Origin of the sequence: Pyxidicoccus trucidator (genome assembly GCF_010894435.1) — a bacterium.
Lineage (GTDB): Bacteria > Myxococcota > Myxococcia > Myxococcales > Myxococcaceae > Myxococcus > Myxococcus trucidator.
Map to the genome: position 1 here is coordinate 365,573 of NZ_JAAIXZ010000011.1, position 19,774 is coordinate 385,346.

Annotated in this window: 17 protein-coding genes; 5 read left to right on the forward strand and 12 right to left on the reverse strand. The window is 70.6% G+C overall.

Features of this window, described 5'->3' with window-relative positions:
* The first annotated feature begins 127 nt into the window (after window positions 1-127).
* Together G4D85_RS29540 and G4D85_RS29545 are read left to right on the forward strand one after the other, a co-directional pair.
* A complete protein-coding gene (locus G4D85_RS29540) occupies window positions 128-1,573 on the forward strand; it encodes a M50 family metallopeptidase (protein ID WP_164017352.1) in 1,446 nt (481 codons plus the stop codon).
* 131 nt (window positions 1,574-1,704) lie between these two features.
* On the forward strand, window positions 1,705-2,376 hold the full coding sequence (locus G4D85_RS29545; protein ID WP_164017353.1) for a hypothetical protein: 672 nt from the start codon (window positions 1,705-1,707) through the stop codon (window positions 2,374-2,376).
* A gap of 2 nt (window positions 2,377-2,378) precedes the next feature.
* On the opposite strand, the gene G4D85_RS50380 is transcribed toward G4D85_RS29545, so the two are convergent.
* From G4D85_RS50380 to G4D85_RS29600, 11 genes are all read right to left on the reverse strand, one after another.
* Window positions 2,379-3,053: a molybdenum cofactor biosynthesis protein gene (locus G4D85_RS50380; protein WP_164017354.1), complete on the reverse strand. Its 675-nt coding sequence runs from the start codon at window positions 3,051-3,053 to the stop codon at window positions 2,379-2,381.
* Complete coding sequence (locus G4D85_RS29555; RefSeq protein ID WP_164017355.1) at window positions 3,050-4,870, reverse strand: PKD domain-containing protein; 1,821 nt, start codon at window positions 4,868-4,870, stop codon at window positions 3,050-3,052. The genes G4D85_RS50380 and G4D85_RS29555 overlap by 4 nt, the downstream gene beginning before the upstream one ends.
* A gap of 7 nt (window positions 4,871-4,877) precedes the next feature.
* Window positions 4,878-5,606: an MXAN_2562 family outer membrane beta-barrel protein gene (locus tag G4D85_RS29560; RefSeq protein WP_164017356.1), complete on the reverse strand. Its 729-nt coding sequence runs from the start codon at window positions 5,604-5,606 to the stop codon at window positions 4,878-4,880.
* The gene (locus G4D85_RS29565) at window positions 5,603-6,502 is read right to left on the reverse strand and encodes an MXAN_2561 family MXYO-CTERM-anchored protein (RefSeq protein ID WP_164017357.1); all 900 of its coding nucleotides are present in this window, start codon (window positions 6,500-6,502) and stop codon (window positions 5,603-5,605) included. The genes G4D85_RS29560 and G4D85_RS29565 overlap by 4 nt, the downstream gene beginning before the upstream one ends.
* Window positions 6,503-6,627: 125 nt before the next feature.
* Complete coding sequence (locus tag G4D85_RS29570; protein WP_164017358.1) at window positions 6,628-7,662, reverse strand: aspartate-semialdehyde dehydrogenase; 1,035 nt, start codon at window positions 7,660-7,662, stop codon at window positions 6,628-6,630.
* A gap of 55 nt (window positions 7,663-7,717) precedes the next feature.
* On the reverse strand, window positions 7,718-8,470 hold the full coding sequence (gene tsaB, locus G4D85_RS29575) for a tRNA (adenosine(37)-N6)-threonylcarbamoyltransferase complex dimerization subunit type 1 TsaB (RefSeq protein ID WP_164017359.1): 753 nt from the start codon (window positions 8,468-8,470) through the stop codon (window positions 7,718-7,720).
* Between the two features lie 11 nt (window positions 8,471-8,481).
* The gene (locus G4D85_RS29580; protein WP_164017360.1) at window positions 8,482-8,979 is read right to left on the reverse strand and encodes a septal ring lytic transglycosylase RlpA family protein; all 498 of its coding nucleotides are present in this window, start codon (window positions 8,977-8,979) and stop codon (window positions 8,482-8,484) included.
* Window positions 8,980-8,986: 7 nt separating this feature from the next.
* Window positions 8,987-10,627, reverse strand: a complete 1,641-nt coding sequence (rseP, locus tag G4D85_RS29585) for an RIP metalloprotease RseP (protein WP_205525766.1) — start codon at window positions 10,625-10,627, stop codon at window positions 8,987-8,989.
* Window positions 10,628-10,711: 84 nt separating this feature from the next.
* Window positions 10,712-11,542: a phosphatidate cytidylyltransferase gene (locus G4D85_RS29590; RefSeq protein WP_164017362.1), complete on the reverse strand. Its 831-nt coding sequence runs from the start codon at window positions 11,540-11,542 to the stop codon at window positions 10,712-10,714.
* Window positions 11,539-12,330, reverse strand: a complete 792-nt coding sequence (locus tag G4D85_RS29595; RefSeq protein WP_164017363.1) for an isoprenyl transferase — start codon at window positions 12,328-12,330, stop codon at window positions 11,539-11,541. The genes G4D85_RS29590 and G4D85_RS29595 overlap by 4 nt, the downstream gene beginning before the upstream one ends.
* Window positions 12,331-12,474: 144 nt before the next feature.
* Window positions 12,475-13,431, reverse strand: a complete 957-nt coding sequence (locus tag G4D85_RS29600) for an SDR family oxidoreductase (protein ID WP_164017364.1) — start codon at window positions 13,429-13,431, stop codon at window positions 12,475-12,477.
* Window positions 13,432-13,548: 117 nt separating this feature from the next.
* Here G4D85_RS29600 and G4D85_RS29605 point away from each other — a divergent pair, with 117 nt between their 5' ends.
* From G4D85_RS29605 to G4D85_RS29615, 3 genes are all read left to right on the forward strand, one after another.
* Window positions 13,549-14,553 carry a helix-turn-helix transcriptional regulator gene (locus G4D85_RS29605; RefSeq protein ID WP_164017365.1) on the forward strand — a complete coding sequence of 335 codons (1,005 nt, stop codon included), beginning with the start codon at window positions 13,549-13,551 and terminating at the stop codon, window positions 14,551-14,553.
* A 78-nt stretch (window positions 14,554-14,631) separates the two neighbouring features.
* Window positions 14,632-15,498, forward strand: a complete 867-nt coding sequence (locus G4D85_RS29610) for a tetratricopeptide repeat protein (protein ID WP_164017366.1) — start codon at window positions 14,632-14,634, stop codon at window positions 15,496-15,498.
* Window positions 15,495-17,660 (forward strand): putative metal-binding motif-containing protein, encoded by a 2,166-nt coding sequence (locus tag G4D85_RS29615; RefSeq protein WP_164017367.1) that lies wholly within the window; start codon window positions 15,495-15,497, stop codon window positions 17,658-17,660. Before G4D85_RS29610 ends, G4D85_RS29615 begins: the two co-directional genes overlap by 4 nt.
* A 33-nt stretch (window positions 17,661-17,693) precedes the next feature.
* On the opposite strand, the gene G4D85_RS29620 is transcribed toward G4D85_RS29615, so the two are convergent.
* Complete coding sequence (locus tag G4D85_RS29620) at window positions 17,694-19,772, reverse strand: serine/threonine-protein kinase (RefSeq protein ID WP_164017368.1); 2,079 nt, start codon at window positions 19,770-19,772, stop codon at window positions 17,694-17,696.
* Window positions 19,773-19,774: the final 2 nt, after the last annotated feature.

Below are 19,774 nucleotides of genomic sequence, written 5' to 3' on the forward strand. Positions count from 1 at the left end.
GTGCAGTGCGTCGTGGCGGGCGCGGTTAGACTGCGGGCCATGTTCGACCACGGCACCATCCTCTCCGACTACCTGGCCTGCAAGCGGACCGGGCAGCGTCGGAAGCTGTAGGGAGCGGCGCGCCCGGATGCACTACGCACTCGTCCTGCTCGCCCTCGGGGCGCTGCTGGCCCTGCACGAGCTGGGGCACCTCGTCGCCGCGCGGCTGCTCGGCGTGCGGGTGCCGCGCTTCGTGCTGGGCTTCGGTCCTCCGCTGGTGTCCTTCCGCCTGTGGGGGACGCAGTACATGGTGGCCGCGATTCCGCTGGGGGCCACGGCGCATGTGCAGGGGCTGAACCCGCACCGCGCGGACGCGGAGGAAGCGGGCAGCTTCCGGGTGCTGGGCCCGCTGCGGCGCATGCTCATCATCCTGGCGGGGCCGCTGGCCAACTACCTGCTGGCGCTGGGCATCCTGTTCGCGCTGTACACGTCGGGCACGCACGTGGTGGTGCCGCTGACGGTGGGCACGGTGCAGCCCGGCTCGGAGGCGGCGCGAGCGCAATTGCTGCCGGGAGACCGCATCGTCAGCGTGGCCGGGCAGCCGCCGCGAAACTGGTCGGAGTTCGTGGAGAAGGTGGCGGAGTCGCCGGGCCGCACGCTGGAGCTGGGCGTGGAGCGGCATGGCGAGCAGCGCACGGTGCAGGTGCGCCCACGTCCGGACGAGCGGGGCACGGGCCGCATCGGTGTGAGCCAGCAGTACGTGTACCGCACGCACGGCTCGGGCGAGGCGCTGGGCCACGCCTTCGCGCACACGGGCAGCGTGGCCACCGAGGGCCTGGGAATGCTCGTGCGGCTGGTGAGCGGGCCGCATCACGAGGACATGGAGGGGCCCGGGGCGCTGATGCGGCAGGAGTCCTCGGATGCGAGGGCGTCGGGGATGGACTCGGTGCTGAGGGCGCTGGTGGCAGCGTCCGTGGCGCTGGCGCTCCTGACGATGCTCCCCGTGCCCGGACTGGATGGCGGCCGGGTGGTGCTGCTGCTGGTAGAGGCGGCGAGCGGCCGGAAGCTTCCCACGCGCGTGGAGACGGTGGCGCAGACGGTGGGCTTCCTCGCCATCGCCGCGGTCATCCTGGCCATCGCGGGCATGGAGATCCGCCGGGCACTGCCGGTGCGCCCGGCCCCCGCGCCGGCACAGGTGGCGGGCTCGGGACCCGCCGTACCGGTGGCGCCGGCCGGAGCCCCCACGCCCGCAGTGAGGACCACGCCGGGGACCGCCACCGCGCCGGCAGCACCCGCGCCCGGTGCTCCGGGGGTGGCCGCGCGGCCGGCGGTGGCCCCCGCTTCGGATGCGGGGACGGCTGTGAGTGTCGCTGCGACACCGGATGCCTCGACACCAGCGCAAGCGGTGGCCCCCACCTCGGATGCGGGGACTGTCGCGAGCGTCGTCGCGACACCGGACGCCTCGACACCGGCGCAGGCAGTGGCCCCCGCCCCGGATGCGGGAACAGTCGCGAGTGGCGCCGCGACAGCGGATGCCTCGACACCGGACCAGGGCAGCCAGCCTCCGGCGACGGCGGCCGACCCGCCGCCGTAGCGTCAGCCGCGGGCGCTCCCTTCCCTGGAACCTCCGCACCTCCCCGGCTGTCCAGGAGCCTGGCGGGCAAAGGAAGTCGTCCGCGAGACGTCCCCCCTCACTTCGAGGGGCGACGGCCGGTGAAGGGACCTATGCTTCAGCGCGTGACGAGCACCAAGCCGAGCGGAGGGCTGTACTGCGAGCTGTACTGGGGCACCAACCTGTCCGAGGCCTGGAGCTACGGCCCCGAGCAGGCCAGCGTCCACGCCGCTCCGGACGAGAAGGCCCCGATGCCGCTCTACGGCTTCACGCTTCCGGAGGAGCCCTTCCTCCTGGCCGAGCGCACCGAGCGCGGCTGGCGCATCCATCTGCCCCCCGCCGTGCGCACGGAGCGCAAGGTGCGCGGTGACGTCTTCGGCACCATCCCCGAGACAGCGCTGCGCAGGCAGGATGGCCGCACCTCCGTGGAGCTGGCCGACGGCATGACGCTGCGCCTCTCCGAGGGACACCTCTCCCTGGTGGTGCAGGACTCCGTGGTGAAGGAGCGCGTGGGCCGGCTCCAGTGGAAGGACTTCGGCTGGCTCGTGATTGTCAGCGCCCTCTTCCTCAGCCTGCCGGTGGGCTTCCTCATCGCGGGCCCGACGCCGGAGCGCAAGGCCGAGGCCAACGCGCGCGCCCTGAAGATGGCGGCCGAGAAGGAAGCCGAGCGCCGCAAGGCCCTGGGTGTGGACACGCCAGCGCGCCCGCTCACCGACACCGAGCGCGCCCAGCAGGCGGATGGCGGCACCAACACCAACCTCCCCGGCTTCTTCCGCGTGCGCTGAGGTCAGGGCCCCAGGCCCACCCAGACCTCGCCGTCCTCGAAGAACTCCTTCTTCCAGATGGGCACGTCCTGCTTGAGCCGCTCAATCGCGTGCTCACAGCCGCGGAAGGCCTCCTTCCGGTGGGGTGCCGCCGCGGCGATGACCACGGCCAGCTCCCCCGGCACCAGCGTGCCCACGCGGTGGACGATGGCCAGCCGCGTCCCGGGCCACTGTGACGCCACCTCCGCGCCAATCTCCGCCAGCTTCTTCTCCGCCATGGGCGCGTAGGCCTCGTACTCCAGCCGCAGCACGCGCCGGCCCTTCGTCTGGTTGCGCACGGAGCCGCTGAACGTCACCAGCCCGCCGTACGCCTCGCCGCCCACCGCCTCCACCACGTCCTCCAGCCGCAGCGGCCGGTCCACCACGGAGAACAGCCCGGGCGAGCCACCCGCCACCGGCGGAATCAGCGCCACCTCCGCGCCCGGGCGCACCGGCGCCTCCGGGCCCACGAACTCCTGGTCCACCGCCACGCGCAGGTGCGGCAGCAGTGGCGCCAGCGCCGGGTGCCGCTCGGTGAGCAGCCGCAGCACGTCCCTCACGAGCGCGCCCTCGGGCACCTCCAGCACCGCGCGCGCACCACCCGCGCGCTCGCGGGCCGCGGCGAAGAAGAGGACGGTGACACTCCCGCTCCCGCTCAACGCGAGACCTCCCGCGCGCCGCGCAGGGAGACGCGCCCCTTGAGCCGGGCCCCGCCCTCCGCCAGCGAGAGGTCCAGGAACGCCGAGTCCAGCGGCGTGAGCTGCTCCAGCAGCGCCCCGGTGAAGGCCTGCGCCGCGTCGAGCTGCCCCGAGGGCACGCCCGGCACCTCCTCCGGCGCCTGCAGGTCCGCGCGCAGCTGCCCCAGGTCCAGCATCACCGACACGTGCCCCGCGCCGAACGCCTGGCCGCCGAAGCGCTCGCGCAGCGCCGTGCCCACGTCTCCGCGCGGGCGCCCCTCCAGCTGCTCGCCGGCCAGCAGCGTGGCCCGCTGCGCGGTGATGCGCAGCTCCACCGGCTGCTCCCGTACCTTCGTCCGGTAGAGCACGCCGTCCGGCAGGCTCTGCGTGGTGAAGCCCAGGGACAGGTCCTGGAGCTGCTTGTCGACGAGCCCCCGCACCGCCTCCGCGGAGGTGATGCCCGCCTCCACCACCACGGTGCCCTTGGGCTCCGGCCGCTTGTTGCGGATGAAGTTGCGGAAGAAGGCCGGCGCGTCGAAGTACACCAGCATCGCCACGTCGCCGCGCAGCGCCTTCAGCAGCGCCTCCGCGTCCAGGCCCTCCTGACGCCACAGCTCGAGCGTGCGCTCACGGCGCGGAGAGCCCGGCGAGCCGAAGGCCAGCTTCGCCAGCTCCTCGGGAGGCACGGACAGCTGCGCCGCCGCCATGGGGCCTGATGCCGCCTGCTCCAGCAGGGCCGACGCCGGAGCGCCCGCGCTCTGCCACAGCGGACGGGACGAGGCGAGGAAGCCATCCAGCTCCAGCTGCTCCGGCCCCACGCCCAGCGACGCGAAGAAGCCGCGCACGGGGCCCTCCTCCTCTTCCGGCTCCGGGCGCGCCCCCGAGTACAGGTACACGCTGCCCTCGGCCACCTTCCCGCGCAGCTCGCCCAGCAGCGGCTCCTCGGACAGACCGGGCCCGGTGAGCCCCATCACCGCGCGACGGGCGACTTCCGGGTCCGGGGACACCACGAGCTGCGCCTGCATCGGCTCGCCCTCCTCCGGCGCGTCCGGGCTCTCCGGCACGGCCAGGTAGAGGTAGCCCCGGTCCACGAACAGCAGCAGGGGCGGGCCACCGTCCCCGGGCACCACCCGCGCCGAGCCGTCCTCCTGGGGCAGCACCCGGTGGCCCGCTTCCTCCAGCTCGCGCACCACGGCGTCCATCGCCTCGGCCGGCTCCTGGATGCCCAGCAGCGCCACCACGCCGTCGAAGCCCGGCAGCAGGAAGAAGCCGAAGCCCTCTTCGGGGTCCACGACGCTGGGGCCGCCGTCCAGGCCGCGCAGCACCAGCGACACCAACGGGGCCTCCTCCAGCGAGCGCCGCGCGTTCTCCGGGCCGATGAGCCGCTCGTAGAAGTCCACCAGCGGCTCCACGCCGCCGCGCAGCCGGGGCATCCACAGCGCCGTCTGCGCGCCCGCGGGCACCGCGCGCAGCACCGGCCGGGGCACCACGGACAGCTGGACGCGGCCGACCTCCTCGCCCTTGTGCAGCGCGCGCACGGTGTACGCGCCCGGCCGCGCATAGGCATGGGACAGCCGCGCGGCCTGCTGGAGCGCGGTGCCGTCACCCAGCTCCCAGGTGACGGCCTCCGCGCCCTCCTCGCGCGAGCCGAGCTCCACCGGCACGCCCGCCTCCACCGTGCGGTCCTGACCCAGCTCCGGCCGCACCGCCCGCTTGCAGCCGGAGGCCCCAGGGCCCACGGCGGCAGTCAGCAGCAGGAGCGCGACCAGCGGGACGGAGGGGCGTGGGGCAAGCGGCATGAGCCGCTTAGTAGTCCAGGGCCAGTCCGAACATCCAGCGCCGGCTCGACAGGTTGAGCCCGCCCGCGCCGAAATTGTTCACATCCGCGTACGTGTACTCGGCGAAGAGGTAGCTGTGGTTCACCCCGAGGTCCGAGTCGAAGTCACGTGCGAAACGCGGCTCCAGCACGTCGAGCATGAAGGCCAAGCCGCCGGTGGCGCCCCAGCCCCACTTGCCGCCGGAGCCCTTGTTGCCGCCCACCGTCTCGGTGGAGCTGCCCTTGGTAATCCACCACGGCGTGTAGATGAGGCCCAGCTTGCCGTACGGCACCAGGGGGATTCCCCACTCGAAGGCGGCGTAGTCGAACTTGTAGAAGGCGTTGACGCCCAGCGGGATGACCTTGATGGCCGTCTGCTCCCCCGCCGCGGCACCGCTGGCCAGCCTCGCGGGCGCGAACTTCTCCCCGTAGCCAGCGGACAGCCCGATGCCCGCCGTGCCGAAGCCCTGGTAGAAGTAGCGCTGCAGCTCCGCCTCGAACAGCAGCAGCGAGGCATCACCGAAGGTGTCCTTGTACGGCGTGCCGTTGAGCCCCTCCTCCTCGTCGACGAGCGGCCTGTACCCGCCCAGCCGGAACGCGACTCCGCCCGTGCGCGGCGACTGCAGCGACACTTCCTCCTCCACCACCGCTGAATCCTGTCCCCATGCGGGAAGCGCGGCCAGGAGCGCCGCGAAACCGAGGGCCGTTGCCCGACTCATGACTGCTTCCTCCTCGACAACCAGAACCCCAGGGCGGCCAGCACCGCGCCACCCGCGATGCCTCCGCCCGTCGCGCCACACCCGCCCGTCTCGTCGCCACCCGCGCCCAGATAGCCCCCGTAGAAGCCATTGCTCGCGACAGGCGTGCCCTCGCTCGGGTCCGACGGCTCGCTGGCGTTCTTCGCCACGTCCGTCGCCACCGCGACGACGCGATAGGTCACCCCGTTCTCCAGTCCCAACAGCTCCGCGGTACCCTCGGTAGACGTCGTCTCGTCGCTGGACACCTCGGTGCCGACCCCGCCGTCGGCGTCCAGCGGATAGGCGGACACCTTCACGGTGGTGTCACTCTCCGCCGTCACGGTGACGCCCAACGCCGAGTCGCGCGCGGACACAGCGGAGATGGCGGGCTTGGGAGGCGCCTTGGTGTCGAAGCGCAGCAGGGGGGCCGTGCTCACCTTGACGGACACGTCGCAGGCGGTGGGGTTCAGGGCGTTGGCCACGAAGGTGGCGCCACAGACGCGCATCGTCTGCTCCACGCTGGCGGTCTCACACGTCCCCGTGCCGCCATCCGTCCCCGAGAAGATGGGCAGGCGGCTCACGTCGATGGAGCGCACCACGGTGCCCGGGGTGCTGACGTTCGCCTCCGGCACGTCCTCCAGCACGTAGTCGCCAGTCGCGGGCTCTTCCCTACAGGAGCCGGACGTGGTGACCCAGAGCTGCAGCGGCTCACAGGCCACCCCCGCGAAGGTCCAGTCCAGGTCCAGGTCCCGGTCGCAGTCCAAGCTGTTGAGGCCGAGGGGCTGGTTGGTGGTGGGAGTGTTGTTGACCGTCAGGGTCAGGGTCTGCCCCAGGGCGGTCGACGCGAAGAGCAGGAGACCAACGAGTAGGAAACGCATGGGTACGCGCACGCTAGCAAGCGGGAGGCCACCCACAACCCCTTCCTGGCTGGCCTGTTTCCCCTCGGGGGGAGCCCCCCGCCCCGCCAAACAGGCAAGGCCGTGAGCGGGGGTTTGCCATTTTGTCAGGCGGGGCGCTCGGCGAGCTTCAGCCCGGCCTCCACCAGGTTGAGGCCGGCGCCCCGGCTGGCGTTGTCCACGGCGGCGAAGAGCGTCACCCACTCGGGGGCCTGGGGGAAGGCCCGCACCCGGCCCACGTGCACGGCGGGGTCCGACATGACAAGCATGGGCATGGGGTAGATGCGCTCGCCGGGGGCGTCCAGCACCTTGAGGGCGGGCGACGTCTTGAGGGCGGCGCGCACCTGCTCCACCGGGCCGGCCTTCTTGAGCTGCACGTTGAGGGTGATGCCGTGGCCGTGGAAGGTGGGCACCTGCACCGCGGTGCCGGCGATGACGGGCACCTCGCCTCGGGAGGAGAACAGGCGCGCGGCCTCGAGCGTCCAGCCGCCCTCCTCCTCCGTCCAGGGCGAGTTCACCATGAAGCCGCCCACCTGGGGCACCAGGTTGAAGCCCACGCGGTGGGGGAAGGCCTGGGGCTCCGGCTCGCGCCCGGAGAGCAGGTCCGCCGTCTGCTTCTCCAGTTCCGCCACCCCGCGCACACCCGCGCTGGACACGCTCATCATCGCCGTCACCTGCGCGCGCACCACGCCGAAGGCCCGGCGCAGCGGCTCCACCACGTGCACCACGGCCGAGGTGACGGCGCCCGGCAGGCACACCACGCGGCCCTTGAAGGTGAAGCCGGCGCCCAGCGCCTCGGCGTTGAAGCCCGGCAGCACCAGGGGCACGTTGCCGTCGCTCCGGAAGGCGGAGCTGGCGTCCACCACCCACGCGCCCGCGGCCTGCGCGGCCGGCGCCAGCGTGCGCGACGCCTCGGCCGGCGTGGCCAGCAGCACCAGCCCCAGCCCCCGGAAGGCTTCCGGCGTGGCCCGCTCCACCTCGAGCGAGTCCTCGCCGTACTCCACGTCGAGCCCCTTCGAGCGCTCGGAGCCGAAGGCACGCACGCGCTCGGCGGGCACGTCCTGCGCGTACAGCGCGGCCAGCGCCTCGCGGCCCACCACGCCGGTGGCACCCACCACGCCAATCTTCAGGTCGTCTCTCATGGCGCGTCCTTTACGTCACCGCGCACGCGCGGGCGAGCGCCGCGAGGGCAGAGCGTCAGTCTTCCTTCAAACGCGCCGTCGGCGCCGGCCCGGGCAGCGGGGGGAACTTCGGGTTGCGCTCCGGCTCGGAGGCGCGCACGTAGTGCGGCTCCAGCGCGAAGAGCGCCTGCAGCGAGCGCTCCTCCGGGAAGCGCACCAGCCGCGCCAACTCCACCGCCGAGGGGAACGCCGGCCCCGCCAGCAGCCGCTGGGGCGCCACCCCGTGCGACTCCAGCGCGGCGCGGTAGTCCGTCAGCGCGGGCCCCAGCGCCAGCGCGCGGGGCTCGGCGGCCAGGCGCGCGGCCACCTCCTGGGGGGACATGGCCGTCTCCGGCTCCAGCGCCTCCACCGTCCCGCCCCGCCGCACGTACGCGCCCAGGTACAGGTCGTCCCTGCGCGCCACGGCCAGGCAGTACAGCGGCACGTCCTCCGGGCCCTCCAGCGCCACCGCCGCCAGCGACGACGCCCCGGCCACCTTGAGTCCCGTCGCGTACGCCAGCGACTTCACCGTGGCCAGGCCGATGCGCAGCCCCGTGAAGGAGCCTGGGCCCAGGCCCACGGCCAGCCCCTCCAGGTCCGCCAGCTTCACGCCATGCCGCGCGAGCAACTCCCCCACGACGCCGGGCAGCGCCTCGCTCTGCTTCTGGGGCGGACCCACCACCACGTGCTCCAGCACGCGCAGGCTTCCGGAGGGCCCTCGCTCGGACGGCTCACGCTCCACCAGGGCGAGCGACAGGGTCAGCGTGGAGGTGTCCAGCGAGAGGAACATGGGCCCGCTCCCTACACCGGCACGGCCCACGATGCCCGGGGAATCTCCGAGACGGGCGTCTCGCAGCGGTACAGCCGCACCCGCGTCACGCCCTTGTCCAGCATGCCCAGCTTCGCCGCGGCGGCCTTGGACAGGTCGATGATGCGCCCCTCGATGAAGGGCCCCCGGTCATTCACCCGGACCTCCACCTGCTTGCCGTTCTCCATGTTCACCACGCGCAGGCAGGAGCCGAAGCGCAGCTTGCGGTGCGCGGCGGTGAGGGCGTTCTGGTTGAACTTCTCCCCGCTCGCGGTGGGGCGGCCGTGCAGGCCCGGGCCGTAGAAGGAGGCCAGTCCCTCGCCCACGTAGGTGCGCGGCATCTGCTCGCGCTTCGTCACGCCCGACGAGCCGGTGGACGTCGGGGTCTGCCGCGCGGACGTCGTCTCCGGCGGCTGGGGCTTCGCGGCGCGAGGGGCGCATGCGCCGAGCATGCTCAACCCCAGGATGAAGGCGACGGCGCTTCCTCGCATGGCACCTCTAGCGCATGACGTCGTTGGACACGGCGAGCAGCATCAACATGATGAGCAGCGCCAGGCCCACCATGTTGGCCACCTCGCGAACACGAACGGGAATGGGGCGGCGGCGAATTCCCTCCCACGCGGCGGACAGCAGGTGGAAGCCGTCCAGCACGGGAATGGGCAGCAGGTTCATCACTCCCAGATTGATGGAGATGATGGCCATCAGGTGGAGGAAGCTGTCCAGGCCCTGCTCGGCGCTCTTGCCCGCCAACTGGTACATCATGATGGGCCCGCCCACGGTGTTCAGCGGCACTTTGCCCACGAAGAGCCCGCCGATGACCTTCACCATCTGCCCGACGATTTTCGGGACGATGAGCGCCGCTTCCTTGAAGGCCGCGCCCGGGCCCAGGTGCACCGTCACCTCGTCCAGCACGGGCGAGTCCGCGGCCGTCAGCCCCCAGTTGAGCACGCCCAGCGCCACCGCCTTGGTCGGCGTGCCTGTGCGGTCCACCGTCTCCAGCGGCGCCTGCGCCAGCTTCTCCGTGCGCTCGCCGCCCGCGCCGCGCCACGACAGCGTGAAGGGCTGCTCCTTCATCGCGTTGAGCTTCGTGGCCAGCTGGTGGAAGGACAGCAGCGGCTCCCCGTTGATGGAGACGACGCGGTCCCCCGGCTGGATGCCGGCCTTCTGGGCTGCGCTGCCCGGAGCCACCGTCGCCAGGTAGAGGTCCACGCCCTCGGCGCCGAGCGCCGCCATGCCCTCGCCCGCCTGCTTGGGCACCGTGAACTGGAGCACCTGGGGAACGCGCCCCGTCACCGCGCCCGCCTGCACCGGGTCCAGGCGCCGCACGGTGAGCTGCAGCGGCGTGCCCTCCGGGTGCTTGTTCACCGCCTGGTGCAGCCGCGCCTCGTCCTTGATGCCCACCCCATTGACGGAGAGGACGCGGTCGAAGGTGCGCAGGCCGGTCTGCTCCGCGACGGAGCCCCGGGGCACGCCCACCAGCGCCGGCCGGGACACCGGCTCCACGCCGATTTGGCCGCGCTCCACCGTGTCGATGGGCGACGACTCGACGTGCTTCACCGGCGTCACCTGCAGGGTGAGCTGCTTGCCATCCCGGTCCACCACCACGGGAACGGGCCGCTCGAAGCGCCCGACGAAGGCGTCGCGCATGTCGTCGAAGGTGCGCACCTCCACGCCATCCACGGCCAGCACCCTGTCACCGGGGCGGATGCCGGCGGCGACGGCGGGCATGCCCGGGTTGACGTTGCCCACCAGGGTGGAGGTTGCCTGGTGCGGGCCCAGGTAGACGAAGAAGTAGATGAGGACCGGGAAGATGAGGTTGAAGGCCGGCCCGGCCAGGACGATGAGCCCGCGCTTCCAGGGGGGCTGCGCGAGGAACCCGCGGCTGGCCTCCTCCGGGCTGAGCTCCTCGTGGGGCAGGTCTCCCGCCATCTTCACGAAGCCGCCCAGGGGCAGCAGGGCAATCTGGTACTCCGTCTCGCCCCTGGTGAACCCCATCAGCTTCGGACCGAAGCCGATGGAGAACTTGAGGACCTTCACCCCACAGGCCTTCGCCACCAGGAAGTGGCCCAGCTCGTGGACCGTGACGAGCACGCCCAGCAACAGGATGAAGAACCCAGCGTTTTGGACGGTCTGGAGCATGGGCGCAACAGTAATCGTGGGCGCCCGGACGGACAACGCACATCGCGGCCCGCCAAGCAGGCAGGCGGGCGGAAGTGCGCGGAGTTACGGGAGGAGGCCGCGCACGAACTGCACGTAGACGAACACCAGGGGGGCGTTGAACAACAGCGCATCGATGCGGTCCAGGACGCCGCCGTGCCCGGGGATGAGGAAGCCCGAGTCCTTCACGCCGTAGGCCCGCTTGAGCATGGACTCGCACAAGTCCCCGACGGGGCCGAGGATTCCGCCGGCCACGCCCAGCAGCACACAGTCCCACACGGTGAAGACGGGGAAGAAGCCCGCCTTGGCGATGAACATGCCGCCCACCGAGCCGACCATGCCCCCGAAGAACCCCTCCCACGTCTTGTTGGGGCTCACCTCGGGGTAGAGCTTGTGCTTCCCCAGGAAGCGGCCGAAGAAGTAGGCGGCGGTGTCGTTGGCCCAGGTGATGACCAGCGCACAGATGACCCACGCCAGGCCATCGTCAGGCAGCAGGCGCAGGGCGGACAGGGCGGTGAGGCCCACCGCGCCGTACAGGAAACCGTTGACCAGGTGGGCGGTGCGCGTGGGGGCCTCGGCCAGGGGGCCCTTGAAGAGGTGGTAGATCCACGCGAAGAACGAGAACGCCACCGTCAGCCAGAAGGCCGTCTCGCCCGTGCGGGCGGCGTCCCTCAGCGGAAGGAAGGGCAGCACCGCGGCGGTGAGCATCCCCACCCAGGCGGCCACCGTCAGCCGCTTCTGGACGATGAGGTAGTACTCCCCCACGCAGGCGGCAGCGGCCAGGGCCAGCAGCCCGGCGCTCCAGATGCCGCCCAGGTAGAGCAGCAGCAGCACCAGGGGCAGCAGGGTCACTGCCGAGACGGCGCGGATGACGAGGTTTCGGTTCTTGTCGTTCAAGCCTTGGCCCGCTGGGGAGGATCCTCCCGCTTCACCTGGGCGGAAGTGAGTCCGAAGCGCCGCTCACGCTGCTGGAACTGCGACACGCAGCGGAGGAACTCCTCGGTGCGGAAGTCCGGCCACAGGGCGTCCGTGAAGCACAGCTCCGCGTACGCCACCTGCCAGAGAAGGAAGTTGGACACGCGCTGCTCGCCGCTGGTGCGCACCACCAGGTCCAGCGGCGGCAGCCCGTTCGTCCAGAGGAACCGCTCGAAGTCCTGCTCCTCGACGCGGCCCGCGGTCAGCTCGCCCTTGGCGATGGCCTCGGCCATGCGCGTGGCGGCGTGGAGGATTTCCTCACGCCCGCCATAGGACAGCGCCAGCGACAGCACCATGCCGGTGTTGTGCGCCGAGTCGGCGATCAGCCTGTCCAACGGCTCGCGCACGTAGCGGGGCAGCCGCTCCACATCGCCCACGGCGTTGAGGCGGATGCTGTTGTCGAGGATTTCGGGGCGCTCGCGCTCCAGGTAGTCGCGGAGCAGCTCCATGAGGCCGGCGACCTCGTCGGCGGGACGGGCCCAGTTCTGGGAGGAGAAGGCGTAGAGCGTGAGGGCCTGGATGCCCAGACGGCGCGCGGTGCGGGTGACCTCGCGCACGCTGGCACTGCCCTCGCGGTGGCCCTCCAGCCGCGGCAGGCCCCGGGACTCCGCCCAGCGGCCGTTGCCATCCATGATGATGCCCACATGACGAGGCACAGGCCGGGACTTCACCTGAAGCTCGAGGGCGGATACCGCGGAGGGGCGTTCCATTGAGCCGCGCACCCTATCGACGCCGCCGCGCTGCGTCCACGGGCGCGTGGCCCAACCGTCACTCGGGGGCCCTGGCCGGTCGCTCGGTGGGGGTGAGCGGCGGAGCGGCTTCGAGGATGTGGGGCGGAGTAGGCACGCGCCTGTTCAGTAGCTGGGCCAGTCGGGCTTGACCACCTCGATGGAGCTGTCGAGCCACGAGGCATATGCAGCCTCGTCGGCGATGGAATACGGCTTGCCGTAGGTGCGCGCGAAGTGCTCGGCCCAGTGCGGCTGCGAGCCGTCCACGTCGGTGAAGTTGTACTCGCGCGCGAGGTCCCAGGAGGCGAAGACACGGCCGGCCTTCGCGCCCACGTTCGGATCTGCGGCGAGCGCGGCGACGGCGCGCCCCACGAAGAACGGAGTCTCCGAGCAGATGAAGTCAGGCATCACCTTCGCGCCGTCGCGCCAGTTCGCCTCCGTCACGCCGAAGTGCTCCAGCATCTCCTCCGAGCGCAGGAAGCCGGGCGTCACGGCGAGCGCGGTGACTTTCGTGCGGCGCAGCTCCCGGGACATGCCGAAGGCCAGGCGGATGACGGTCATCTTCACCAGGTCGTACCAGAGGCTTCCCCGGTAGCCGAAGTGGTTGCCGTCGGTGACTTCGACGATGAGCCCCTGGTTCTTCTCCACCATGAGCGGCACGGCATGGCGGTTCGTGAGGAGGTGCGTGAAGACGGCGCGCTCGAACATGAGCTGCCCCTTCGCGGCGGACTGCTTCCAGAAGGGAGGGCCGAACTCGACGAGCTGCTCACCGCCCCAGATGTCATTCACCAGGATGTCCAGCCGGCCCTGCTCGCGGCGGATGCGTTCGACCAGGGCGATGACTTCTTCCTCCACGGAGTGGTCCACGCGCACGGCGATGCCACGGCCGCCGCGTGCGTCGACCAGCTCCGCCGTTTCGTCGATGGTCTCCGGGCGATTGGGGCCGGAGGCAGGCCGCCCCCGGGCACTGCGCCCCGTGCAGTACACGGTGGCACCGGCCTCACCAAGCATGGTGGCGATTCCCCTCCCCGCTCCACGCGTGGCTCCGGCGACGAGTGCGATACGGCCTTCGAGTGGCTTCATGGGCTCAAGCTCCTTGGGAACCGGGAGGTTCGCGATGGTGGTGCGAGCACCCTATGGAGGGAATCATGACATCTGCTGTCATGATTCCCGGCGTACACTCCGCGCTGGATTCGAGAGATGCGTGCCGACCGACTCGTCAGTCTGACCCTGCTGCTCCAGAGCCGTCCGAAGATGACGGCGGGCGAGCTTGCGCGTGAGCTCCAGGTGTCCGAGCGCACGATTCATCGGGACCTGGATGCGCTCTCCAGCGCGGGCGTGCCGGTGTACGCGACGCGTGGAGCGACCGGTGGAGTGGCGTTGATGGAGGGGTGGCGCACGCAGCTCACCGGGCTGACGCGGGCGGAGCTGCATGCGCTGGCGACGGTGGGGGCTCCGGGGGCGTTGGAGGACCTGGGGCTGTCGGCGCCACTGCGTACGGGCATGGTGAAGCTGGCGGCGGCGCTGCCGGCCATCCAGCAGCCCGCGCTGGAGTACGCGAGACAGCGGCTCCATGTGGACGCGTCCTCGTGGTTCGCAGAGCGCGAGCCCGTGCCCCACCTGGCCGTGCTGCGAGATGCGGTGTGGCAGGACCGCCGGGTGTCGCTGACGTACCGGGACTTCGAGGGCCAGCGCGGCAAGCGCGTGGTGGACCCATACGCGCTCGTCATCAAGGCGGACCGCTGGTACCTCGTCGCGGGGAATGGCGAGGAGCCGCGCGTCTACCGGGGCTCACGGGTGGAGGGAGTACGGTTGCTGTCGGAGACTTTCACGCGCCCGGCGCGGTTTGACTTGCCGGCGTTCTGGCGGCAGTGGTGCAAGCGGTTCGCGGAGAAGCGGGCGAGCTATGAAGTCACGCTGCGACTCACGGCGGAGGCAGAGGAGACGCTGAAGGGGATACGGCCTCCCGCCGACCGCGCGCGCTTCGAGGCGGCACCGAGGACGCGGGATGGCTTCAAGAACGTCACCGTGGACTTCGAGCGTGAGACGATTGCGGTGTCGCAGCTCTGTGAAGTGGGCGGCGGCTTCGAAGTGCTTGCGCCGGAGGCACTGCGCAACCGGTTGGTGAAGCTGGCAACCGGAATCCTGGCGACACACGGCCGCACAGCTTCGCGACGGAAAGCCAGACGGAAGGAGTTGGAGTAGCGACTGCCATCCAGACTCATGAGAGCCCGAGGAGCCCGGGCACTGAGCCCCTCGCCCCGCGTGGTAGAGTTGGATTGCATGGAAAGCGTCAATTTCTGGGGAATTTCCGCTCGCACCCTGCTCCTGGGCCTAGTCCTGGTGCTGCCGGGGCGAGCGTTCGCGCAGCGCTCCGCGCCCGCCGTACTGAACACTTCAGCCAAGGAAGACGCGCTCCAAGACCGCTTGCAGACAGCGGCGCGGCTCTACGAGGAACTGGAATACGAACAGGCCCTCGACGCGCTGGCACAGACGAAGACGCTGGCGAAGACGGACGACGAGCGGGCCCAGGTGGCGCTGTACGAGGGCGTCGTGCTGGCGGACCTCGGTCAGCGTCCTCGGTCGCTCACGGCCTTTCGCGAGGCCCTGTCCCTCAAGCTGGATGCACGCCTTCCGGTGAAGGTCTCCCCCAAGGTGGAGCGTGACTTCGAAGCCGTTCGCGCGGAGGTGCGCACCGAGCGAGAGGCTCAGGCCCGCGCGAAGGCGCAGCCCCTGCAACTCCCCCCTCCTCCCATGGACAGGCCGACCCTGCCCCCAACACGGGAACCGGAACGGGTTGCGGCGCCCAATCCCACAGCTCCCGAACCTGCCCCTGGAGTGGACCTGGGCGTGCCGTCGCTGAACGAGCAGCGAACCCGCCGTTTCCGCTCCCTTCCTACAATCCTGCTGGGAGCAGGCGTGGTGGCTGGAGGCGCGGGCAGCTATTTCGGCCTTCGCTCGCAGGGCAACATTCAGGACGCGCGCGCCGCCAGCCATACCGAGGATCAGCTCACCCGCCTGGATGAGGCGCGGGGACAGGCGCTCGCGGCCAACATCCTCTTCGGCGTCGCGGTCACCGCCGCCGCAGGCGCAGTCATCACCTGGTTCACCGGCGGAGAGACAGTGCACGAGGCGGAGGTGTCACCATGATTCGCGCAGCCGCCGCCCTCCTGTTGCTGCTGGGTATGTCCTGCACCGTGCCGAGCCTCGAGGAGCTTCATGGAGAGTGCGACAGTCCTCTCAACCCCGTCGAGGGCGCGGGGGGCGCGGCCGATGCGGTGCTGGGAGAAAACACATCGGCATGCCGGGCCGTGAAGCTGACCGTCAGCTATCAGGGTTTCCGTCCTGCCTGCGTGCGTGTGCTGGCTCGCGATGAGCATACGAGCCAGGAACTCTCCGCTCAGGTGGTGGGCCGTGGCGAGCCCACCGGTGGCGCGCTCATCGTGGCCGTGCGCCCACCGGCGGCGTGGGGCACCGAGGTCGAGGTGGAGGCCAGCGCCTTTGAGCGCACCTGCGACGCGCTGGATGGCAACCCTGCGGTGCTCCAGTCGGCGCGAGTCATCCTGAGGCAGGGAGGAGTGACCACTGCCGCACTGCAACTGACCGCGACGGACGAGGACCAGGACGGTTACGTGTCAGCACTCAGCGGCGGCACTGACTGCAATGACACGAACCCCACCATCAACCCGGGCGTGGCGGAAGAGCGCTGCAATGGGGTGGACGACAACTGCAACAGCCAATCGGACCAGGAGGAGCTCCGTCTGGGCCAGACCTGCACGGAAGGCGGCAGCTGTGAGGGCACGCGCCAGTGTGGCGACAACGGCGCGGTGGTCTGCTTCGTCACTGGTGCCAACACGCTGGCCTGGCCGGATGTGGACCGGGACGGTCACGGTGATCAGGACGCCTTCGCCGTGCCCTTCTGCGCCGGCGTGCCGGCTGGCTACGTCACTGGCCTGCATGATGACTGCGACGACGGAAACGCCACCGTGTACGCCGGCGCCCCGGAACTCTGCGATGGAAGGGACAACGACTGCGACGGACCGGGTGACGAGACTTTTCCACAGCTCGGAACGCCGTGCACCGACGTAGCCAGCCAGTGCGCGGGGGAGATGCGGTGCAATTCGGCCGGCACCGAGACCACCTGCGTGGTCTCCCAGCCGATTCCCGCCTGGTACCCGGACGATGACGGAGATGGATATGGCCAGAGTTCCGGGAGGCAGCAAACCTGTGCGCCTCAGGCGGGCTTTGCGCCTCAGGGAAGCGACTGCGATGACGGCAATCCCTTCACCCGCCCCAACGCCCCGGAGTTGTGTGACGGGCTCGACAACAACTGCGACAACCAGCCTGAGGCCGCTGCGGTCTGCCCCACCGGTGGACCCATCTGGGCACAGCGCACGGTGGGCTCAGGCGCCCAGGAGTGGCGATCCGTCTTCAGCGTGGTTCCCGGTGGCGTGGGAGTCGTAGGTTTAGTCGACGCCCGCGGCAGGCTGACGCCAGGAAGCAACACCTTCCAAACAACGACAACCGGCTGCACACCCACCAACAGCGGCTGGAACACCTTGTGGGTAGACGAGGCCAACAATGGCCGCAGCTATTTCGGTTCCATCGGGGGCAGGCTTGTCTACCAGGACAGGACGAACCCGAACTGCAGCCAGATGCATGACATCGACCGTGATGTCCGAGGACTGGTCGGCATCAGGAATGGAACTAGCCTCGAGCTTCACGGAGTCACCTTGGATTCCCCCGTCATGTCGAGCGGCTCCACGTTCATCTGGGATGGTGGCAGCACCGTGACCTACGGCACCACGGGCGTGGCCCCGCTTCACGATGTCCACGGAGTCTCCCGCGCCGCGCTCTTCGCCGTAGGCGGTTACGATCCGGGGTCGGGGTCAACGGTGCCCGAGCCGCGCATCTACCGCTTCAACGCGACCAGCGGTCAGTGGCAGACGGAGTACGTGCAGTCCATCACCGGGCTGGCCCGCCTCAATGGCGTGTGGGTCGTGAACGAGAAGGTCGCCTTCGCGGTCGGCGAGTCGAACTCCGTCCTGAGATGGAATGGAACAAGTTGGAGCAAGATGAGCTTTCCCAGCACCAACACCGAGACTCTGACCTCCGTCGTCGCCTTCGGCGCGTCCTCGGCCTACGCCACCGCCTACAATGGCCGCATCTACCGCTACAACGGCCAGCAATGGGAGTTGGTCTTCGAGGACACAAGCCTCCGGCTCAAAGACATCGCCGGTACCAGCCCTGCGGACCTCTGGGTGGTGGGCGAGAACGGAGTCATCCTCCACTGGCCACAGTGGCCCCAGTGACGCGGCTCAGCGGCGCCGCGACGAAAGACCGCCCTACTCCGCTTCCAGGTTCAGCTTGAACACGGTGGGCTGGTTCGCCTTCACCTCGATGGTCCTCGTGACGTCCTTCTGCAGTTCCTTGTTCACGAGCCGCAGGGTGTGTTTGCCCACGGGCACCTCGTGAGGGTCATCGAACGGCGTCTGCCCCAGCACCTTCCCATTGAGGGATACGACAGCATAGGGCCGGATGCGGAACTCCAAGGTGCCCTTGGCAGTGGAGGCCGCCGGGCGTGCCGTCGGCCGAGGACGCGCCGGGGTCGACGGCTTCTTCTCCTCGACGCTCATCACCACCGGCGCGGGAGCAGGAGCGGCTGGAGTCGCAGCCTTGCCGGTCGGCGGCACGGGCACAGGCGCCGTCACGGGCTTGCTGCCCTCGTGAGCAGCGGAAGTGCCAGCCTGCGCGACCGCGCTCTCCGCCACGCTGTTCCCCGACGACGGAGCCACGGGAGCAGGTGACACGACCACCGCCGGAGGCGGAGTCGCGACCACCGGAGCGGCCACCTTCTCCACAGGTGCAGCCGGCTCCGGCAACGGCTTCACGGCCACCGGGACCGCGCCACCCGAGCCCGAACCCAACACCACAATGGCACCGCCCAACGCGAGCAACGCCCCGCCCACCGCCACCGCGATGACCGTACTCCGCGAGCCCTTGCGCACCGGCCGGGGCGCGGAGAGCTCCGCGCTCCGCGTGTGCACGAAATCCTCCGCGTCCACCTTCGCGGCGGAGCCCACGGGAGCCGGTGCCGGTTGAAGGGCAGGCAGCGGCTGCGTCGCCATGACCGCGGCTTCCTGTGCCTTCCGCGCATCATCCGTGGAACGGCCTTCCACTGCCGCCAGCGCCGGCACCGCATATCTGTCCGACCTGGACCGCGAGGGCGCCCGCTCCTGCCCAGGCGCCGGCATCGCCCGCTCCTGGATCGTGGGTCGCGCCGAGGGGCCGCTCACCACACGCTCCTCGATGGTCGGCCGCGCCGCCGCGCTCCGATGCGCCGCCTCCCGCACCACGGAAGGCATCGGCATCGGCATCGGCGTCGTCGGCGACGTGGATTCCACGGCCGGCTCCACCGGCGCCACCATGGACTTCGCGGTCGCCGGCTTCGGCCCTCCCGTCTGCACCCGTGGCGCCGCCGCCGCCTGCGGCGTCACGCCCACGGGCCCGCCGCCACCCTCCGCCATCCACTGCGACACGAACTGCGCCACCTGGTACGCGCCCACCGACTCGCCGGTGGACATCACGAACCGCTCCAGGTCGCCTTGCAGTGCGCGGCAGTCCGGGTAGCGCTTGTCCCGGTCCTTCGTGAGCGCCTTGTCCAGCACCTGCTGCAGCGCCGCCGGCAGGTCCGGCCTCCGCTGCGCGGCGGGGATGAACTGCTCGAAGAGAATCGCCTGCATCATGCTCACGTCCGTCGTCGCGTCGAACGGCCGTTTCCCTGTGAGCAGCTCGTACAGCACCACCCCGAGCGCATAGACGTCCACCCGCCGGTCCAGCGGCTTCGTCTGGAGCTGCTCGGGTGGCATGTACGCCACCTTGCCCTTCACCACGCCCGTCTGCGTGCGGTGCCCCTGCCCCGCCACCTTGGCGATGCCGAAGTCCACCACCTTCACCGCGCCCTGCCTCGACACCAGGACGTTGTCCGGGCTCACGTCGCGGTGAATCAGCCCCAGCGGCTCGCCCGTGGCCGGATCCCTGAACTCGTGCGCGTACGCGAGCCCCTCCGCCGCGGACGCCACCAGCTTCGCGCAGATGGCCGGCGGCAACGGCGTCTCCTGCGCGCGCTTCACCAGCTTGCGCAGGTTGGGCCCGTCGATGAGTTCCATCGCCAGGAAGAAGCTGCCCTCGGCCTCGCCGAAGTCGAAGATCTGGACGATGTTCGGGTGCTCGAGCTGGGCCGCCAGCTTGGCCTCGCCGAGGAACATCTCCACGAACGCCGGGTCCTCCGCCAGGTGAGGGAGGATGCGCTTGAGCACGAGCGTCTTCTCGAAGCCCATCGGCCCGGCGGCCTTCGCGAGATAGACCTCCGCCATGCCCCCCGTGGCGAGCTTCCGAACGAGCTGGTACTTCCCTAATTGCATTT

Coding starts and splice junctions, on each gene's coding strand:
- G4D85_RS29540 (WP_164017352.1), top strand. CDS start 128: ATGCACTACGCACTCGTCCTGCTCGCCCTCGGGGCGCTGCTGGCCCTG.
- G4D85_RS29545 (WP_164017353.1), top strand. CDS start 1,705: ATGCTTCAGCGCGTGACGAGCACCAAGCCGAGCGGAGGGCTGTACTGC.
- G4D85_RS29555 (WP_164017355.1), bottom strand. CDS start 4,870: ATGCCGCTTGCCCCACGCCCCTCCGTCCCGCTGGTCGCGCTCCTGCTG.
- G4D85_RS29560 (WP_164017356.1), bottom strand. CDS start 5,606: ATGAGTCGGGCAACGGCCCTCGGTTTCGCGGCGCTCCTGGCCGCGCTT.
- G4D85_RS29565 (WP_164017357.1), bottom strand. CDS start 6,502: ATGCGTTTCCTACTCGTTGGTCTCCTGCTCTTCGCGTCGACCGCCCTG.
- G4D85_RS29570 (WP_164017358.1), bottom strand. CDS start 7,662: ATGAGAGACGACCTGAAGATTGGCGTGGTGGGTGCCACCGGCGTGGTG.
- tsaB (WP_164017359.1), bottom strand. CDS start 8,470: ATGTTCCTCTCGCTGGACACCTCCACGCTGACCCTGTCGCTCGCCCTG.
- G4D85_RS29580 (WP_164017360.1), bottom strand. CDS start 8,979: ATGCGAGGAAGCGCCGTCGCCTTCATCCTGGGGTTGAGCATGCTCGGC.
- rseP (WP_205525766.1), bottom strand. CDS start 10,627: ATGCTCCAGACCGTCCAAAACGCTGGGTTCTTCATCCTGTTGCTGGGC.
- G4D85_RS29595 (WP_164017363.1), bottom strand. CDS start 12,330: ATGGAACGCCCCTCCGCGGTATCCGCCCTCGAGCTTCAGGTGAAGTCC.
- G4D85_RS29600 (WP_164017364.1), bottom strand. CDS start 13,431: ATGAAGCCACTCGAAGGCCGTATCGCACTCGTCGCCGGAGCCACGCGT.
- G4D85_RS29605 (WP_164017365.1), top strand. CDS start 13,549: ATGCGTGCCGACCGACTCGTCAGTCTGACCCTGCTGCTCCAGAGCCGT.
- G4D85_RS29610 (WP_164017366.1), top strand. CDS start 14,632: ATGGAAAGCGTCAATTTCTGGGGAATTTCCGCTCGCACCCTGCTCCTG.
- G4D85_RS29615 (WP_164017367.1), top strand. CDS start 15,495: ATGATTCGCGCAGCCGCCGCCCTCCTGTTGCTGCTGGGTATGTCCTGC.
- G4D85_RS29620 (WP_164017368.1), bottom strand. CDS start 19,772: ATGCAATTAGGGAAGTACCAGCTCGTTCGGAAGCTCGCCACGGGGGGC.